The sequence below is a fragment of the Collinsella sp. Sow4_E3 genome (genome assembly GCF_052116285.1).
Taxonomy (GTDB): Bacteria; Actinomycetota; Coriobacteriia; order Coriobacteriales; family Coriobacteriaceae; genus Collinsella.
The window spans coordinates 1-4,251 of sequence record NZ_JBQKLJ010000033.1; the positions used below are offsets into that span (position 1 = coordinate 1).

A 4,251-nucleotide genomic window follows, 5' to 3' on the forward strand; every position below is an offset into this window, starting at 1 on the left:
CGTACAGCTCGGAGGCGATGCCCTGCTCGTCGGAGATCTCCCAGATGTGGTTGGCTGTGTCGGTCTCGCTGTAGTAGCTGCCGGTGCGGTAGGTGATCGTGGCGTTCATAGCGGGTTCCTTTCCCTATCTGATGTATCCCAGTATACACATGTGGGTACCGGTATGCAAGAGGGGATCGAGAAAACACCGGGGAGATTTCTTGGCCGTGCATCTAGCGTGCATTAGTGATGCGGTCTCATGCGGTCTCATGAGCACTCCTGCGGACCGATGCAGACAACAAAAAGCCCCTGACTAGGTATGTCTCCTAGTCAGGGGCTCCGACGTATTGTGCGCGAGAGAGGAGTCGAACCTCTCCGCACTGAGCGCAAATATCCGATCCTCTCGCCCCGCGTGCATCTAACGTGCACTAGTGTGGTCAGCATGGCACGCACTCGCCGAGCATTCGGCACCCTCCGCAGACTCCCCTCAGACCGCTACCAGGCCAGCTATATCGGCCCCGACGGGCAGCGTCACCGAGCACCCTCCACCTACCTCCTGCGCTCCGACGCCGAGGCATGGCTCCGCGATGAGGAGATCGCCATCGACCGGGGCACATGGATCGCTCCCAGCGTCCGCGCCCCCGAGGTCGCCGCCGTCAACCTCGCCGCCTACTGCGCCGACATCATCGCCCGACGTCAGCGCCGTGCCCGCAAGCCGCTGCGCGACTCCACCGCCGCCCTGTACCGCCGCCTCGTGCAGCAGGTCATCGCCCCCACCCTCGGACGCATCGCCGTGAGTCAGATCAGCCCCGAGGCCGTCCGTGCATGGTACGACGCACTACCCGCCGCCACCGCCACCCAGAACGGCAACGCCTACCAGCTCCTGCGCTCCATCCTCTCCGATGCAGTGGAGGATGGCCTGATCCCGACCAATCCGTGCCGCATCCGCGGGGCGGGGAAGCCTGCGCCGGCGCACCGCTCAGTCGCGCTCAGCCCCACCGAGCTGCGCACCTACCTCGCCGCCGTCCCCGACCGGTGGCGCGTCATCCTCGCGATCACCGCATGGGGGGCGCTGCGATCCGGTGAGGTGCGGGCACTGCGGCGCTGCGACATCTCCGACGACGCCACCACCATCCGCGTCGAGCGCACCGCCGCCCGCATCTCCGACCCGGACGGCGGGCGGCGGTGGCACATCGGGCCGCCCAAAACCACTGCCGGTATCCGCACAGCCCACCTGCCGCCGTCCATCGCTGAGGGGATCGCTCAGTGGCTCGCTGACTGGGATGCCCATCACCCGGACGCCACCGGCGACGAGCTGCTGTTCCCAGCCCGTGGCGGTGGGCCACTGAGCGATGGGTCCATCTACCGCGCCCATCAGCGGGGTGCACGGGCCGTGGGTCGGCCCGGCATGTCCGTCCACGACCTCCGCAAGACGGGGGCGACGCTGGCCGCTCAGTCCGGCGCGACCGTCCGCGAACTCATGGCGCGGCTCGGGCACACCACGCCGGGGATGGCGATGCTGTACCAGGTCGCCACCGACGAGCGCGACAGGGCGATCGCGCAGCGCATGGGGGAGCTGGGTTAGCGTGTCACGTCAGCGATGCGTACCTGCTGGGTGGCAGGTATCCCGCGACGCTCCCAGTTGCCGATGCTGCGCTCGGTGACGCCGAGCTTGTCTGCGAGTTGCCCCTGCGACCAGCCCCGCCTCAGTCGCGCCTCTCGGAGCTGCTGGCCGGTGATCATGTCCACCACGGTGACAGGAAAAATCGGGAAAGATTCGGGGTCATGAGGAAAGAGTAGCCGCTCAGCAGGGAAACACATCGTTGTAATTACGCAGCGCGCACCCTAGTCACTGCCAGTTTCTTGGTAGTTTAGTTTCCTTACTTGACTTCTTTCCTGTTCTTTCCTACTCTCTTCTTATGGAAGCAACCAGACTCGTGAACGGGGCAGCGGTCGCCGCTCTCCGCAACGCGGTAGGGATGAAGCAGGTCCGCCTCGCCAAGGACGTCGGAGTGTCAGGCGCATTCCTGTCCAACATCGAAGCCGGACGCAAGCAGCCCGGCCCCCAGACCGCACGCGCACTCGCAGACGCCCTCGGCGTCCCGCTCGAGGCCATCACCTACCCAGCGATTCGCCGGACGGTGGCAGCATGAGCGCCACGCTCGTCCCCTTCGCCTACGGCGATGCCACTGTCCGCGTCGTCACCATCGACGGCGAGCCGTGGTTCGTCCTTACCGACCTGTGCAAAGTCCTCAGACTCGGCAACGTCAGCATGACCGCCAGCCGCATCGCCGACGATATGAGGGGTGTCACTCAGATTGACACCCTTGGCGGCGCGCAGCAGATGACCATCGTCAGCGAGCCCGGCATGTACGAGGTGGTCATCCGCTCAGACAAGCCGGAGGCCGCGACCTTCCGCCGCTGGATCACCAGCGAGGTCCTGCCCTCCATCCGCAGGACGGGCGGCTACCGGGTCGAGTCGATCACCAAGCGCGAACTGGCGCTGATGGTCGTGGAGGCTGAGGACGCCCGCGAACTGGCCGAGCAGCGCGCCCGTGAACTCGAACCCGGAGCACGCGCATGGTCCACCATGGTCGCCTGCTCCGGCGACTACGCCGTGGACGAGGCCGCAAAGGTGCTCTCACGCGACCCCGCGATCAGTACCGGACGCAACCGCCTGTTCGAGACGATGCGCGAGCAGGGCTGGATCTACCGCTCAGGGCATCGCCAGCAGTGGCACGCCTACCAGTCGCAGATCGAGTGTGGACGGCTGGCGCAGAAAATGGCGTCCGGCCCGTTCCTCAACCACCGTACCGGCGAGTTGGAGCTGCCCGCCCCGACGATCCGCATCACCGCCAAAGGCTTGTCGGCTCTGCACCGCATCCTCGGTGGCACCGCTGACCTCGACTCGCTCCTGGACAGCGAGGTCGCGGCATGAACGTGCAGCGGGTCGCCCAACTCACTCAAGCCGTGACGGTGCTCACGATCTGTGCCCGCCTGCTGCTCACCGTCACCGAGCTCGACTGCCTGTCTCAGCACTCGGCTGACTCGATAGAGGGGCTGGCTGATCTGGCCCAAAGGTACGCCGACGAAGCCGACGCTGAACTCTCTGCCGAGGTGATGTCGTGAGCGGCGACTGGATGACCCGCGCCGAGGTGGCCGACCTGCTGCGCGTCAGCCTCACCACCGTCGACCGGCTCGCCGCCGACGGGAAGCTTCGCCGACACAAGCCGTCCAGCAAGCGAAACGGGCGCGTCTTGTTCTCCGCCGCGCAGGTCAACCGGCTCATCACCAGCTCCAAGACGCGCTGACCCCACCAAACAGATCGGCCCTCACCGCTGACACGGCGAGGGCCACGTACCCCAGGAAGGGGCACATCTCATGACTGATCCTATTACTGTCACCACTCAGGCCGAGCTGGACGCCGCTATCGCCGCAGGAGCGCGGGTCATCGACATCCGCTCCGAGCCCGGCTCATACATCACGGTCAGGGCCTGCGACTCAACCACGGTCACGGCCTGCGGCTCAACCACGGTCAGGGCCTACGGCTCAACCACGGTCATGGCCTGCGACTCGGCCACGGTCATGGCCTGCGACTCAACCACGGTCACGGCCTACGACTCGGCCACGGTCATGGCCTGCGACTCAACCACGGTCACGGCCTACGACTCGGCCACGGTCACGGCCTGCGACTCGGCCACGGTCACGGCCTACGACTCGGCCACGGTCGCGGCCTACGGCTCGGCCACGGTCAGGGCCCACGACTCGGCCACGGTCACGGCGAGACCTCGGGTCGCTGTCCACTGCCACTCTAGGCGCGCCTCCATCGTAGGAGGCGTCATCATTGACCACACGCAAGAGCCGACAGACCCGGACGCATGGTGCGCCTACCACGGAATCGAGGTCGCTGACGGTGTGGCGACCGTGTACAAGGCCGTCGGGGACAACTGGATCAGCCCGCACGGCACCAGCTACGCGCCCGGCACGCTCCCGGAGGCCGCCGACTGGCGCGACGACAACGACTGCGGCGGGGGGCTGCACTTCTCGCCCTCCCCGGCGGAGGCGACCGCATATCACCGAGAGGCGACGCGCTGGCTCGCGGTCGGGGTGTCTGTCGCTGACCTGCGCCCGATCCTGGGCGACACCCCGAAGTGCAAGGCACCCCGCGTGGCGACACCCTGCCGACCCGTCACGATCGACGGCGACCCGATCGAGGTGCAGTCATGAGCCATAAACTGCTGGCGCAACTCGCCGAGGTCGACGCCTCGACCA

At 66.8% G+C, this 4,251-nt stretch carries 7 protein-coding genes; 6 read left to right on the forward strand and 1 reads right to left on the reverse strand.

All coding sequences use genetic code 11. The features are described from left to right. Nucleotides 1-421: 421 nt before the first annotated feature. A complete protein-coding gene (locus ACTQ48_RS10730) occupies nucleotides 422-1,564 on the forward strand; it encodes a tyrosine-type recombinase/integrase (protein WP_441069399.1) in 1,143 nt (380 codons plus the stop codon). Here the strand turns inward: ACTQ48_RS10730 and ACTQ48_RS10735 are convergent. Next, nucleotides 1,561-1,800, reverse strand: a complete 240-nt coding sequence (locus ACTQ48_RS10735; protein ID WP_441069401.1) for a helix-turn-helix transcriptional regulator — start codon at nucleotides 1,798-1,800, stop codon at nucleotides 1,561-1,563. The genes ACTQ48_RS10730 and ACTQ48_RS10735 overlap by 4 nt on opposite strands. Before the next feature lie 98 nt (nucleotides 1,801-1,898). On the opposite strand from ACTQ48_RS10735, the gene ACTQ48_RS10740 reads away from it, so the two are divergent. From ACTQ48_RS10740 to ACTQ48_RS10760, 5 genes are all read left to right on the forward strand, one after another. Then, nucleotides 1,899-2,132 (forward strand): helix-turn-helix transcriptional regulator, encoded by a 234-nt coding sequence (locus ACTQ48_RS10740; protein WP_366150681.1) that lies wholly within the window; start codon nucleotides 1,899-1,901, stop codon nucleotides 2,130-2,132. After that, nucleotides 2,129-2,917: a phage antirepressor KilAC domain-containing protein gene (locus tag ACTQ48_RS10745; protein ID WP_441042232.1), complete on the forward strand. Its 789-nt coding sequence runs from the start codon at nucleotides 2,129-2,131 to the stop codon at nucleotides 2,915-2,917. The genes ACTQ48_RS10740 and ACTQ48_RS10745 overlap by 4 nt, the downstream gene beginning before the upstream one ends. Continuing rightward, nucleotides 2,914-3,108, forward strand: a complete 195-nt coding sequence (locus ACTQ48_RS10750) for a hypothetical protein (protein WP_441042234.1) — start codon at nucleotides 2,914-2,916, stop codon at nucleotides 3,106-3,108. The genes ACTQ48_RS10745 and ACTQ48_RS10750 overlap by 4 nt, the downstream gene beginning before the upstream one ends. Then, on the forward strand, nucleotides 3,105-3,290 hold the full coding sequence (locus ACTQ48_RS10755; RefSeq protein ID WP_441042236.1) for a helix-turn-helix domain-containing protein: 186 nt from the start codon (nucleotides 3,105-3,107) through the stop codon (nucleotides 3,288-3,290). The genes ACTQ48_RS10750 and ACTQ48_RS10755 overlap by 4 nt, the downstream gene beginning before the upstream one ends. 70 nt (nucleotides 3,291-3,360) lie before the next feature. Beyond that, nucleotides 3,361-4,206: a DUF7666 domain-containing protein gene (locus ACTQ48_RS10760; RefSeq protein WP_441042238.1), complete on the forward strand. Its 846-nt coding sequence runs from the start codon at nucleotides 3,361-3,363 to the stop codon at nucleotides 4,204-4,206. Nucleotides 4,207-4,251 lie beyond the last annotated feature (45 nt).

Bases quoted from the DNA above. Each gene is read 5' to 3' on its own strand.
- ACTQ48_RS10730 (WP_441069399.1), top strand. From the start codon at position 422: ATGGCACGCACTCGCCGAGCATTCGGCACCCTCCGCAGACTCCCCTCA.
- ACTQ48_RS10735 (WP_441069401.1), bottom strand. From the start codon at position 1,800: ATGTGTTTCCCTGCTGAGCGGCTACTCTTTCCTCATGACCCCGAATCT.
- ACTQ48_RS10740 (WP_366150681.1), top strand. From the start codon at position 1,899: ATGGAAGCAACCAGACTCGTGAACGGGGCAGCGGTCGCCGCTCTCCGC.
- ACTQ48_RS10745 (WP_441042232.1), top strand. From the start codon at position 2,129: ATGAGCGCCACGCTCGTCCCCTTCGCCTACGGCGATGCCACTGTCCGC.
- ACTQ48_RS10750 (WP_441042234.1), top strand. From the start codon at position 2,914: ATGAACGTGCAGCGGGTCGCCCAACTCACTCAAGCCGTGACGGTGCTC.
- ACTQ48_RS10760 (WP_441042238.1), top strand. From the start codon at position 3,361: ATGACTGATCCTATTACTGTCACCACTCAGGCCGAGCTGGACGCCGCT.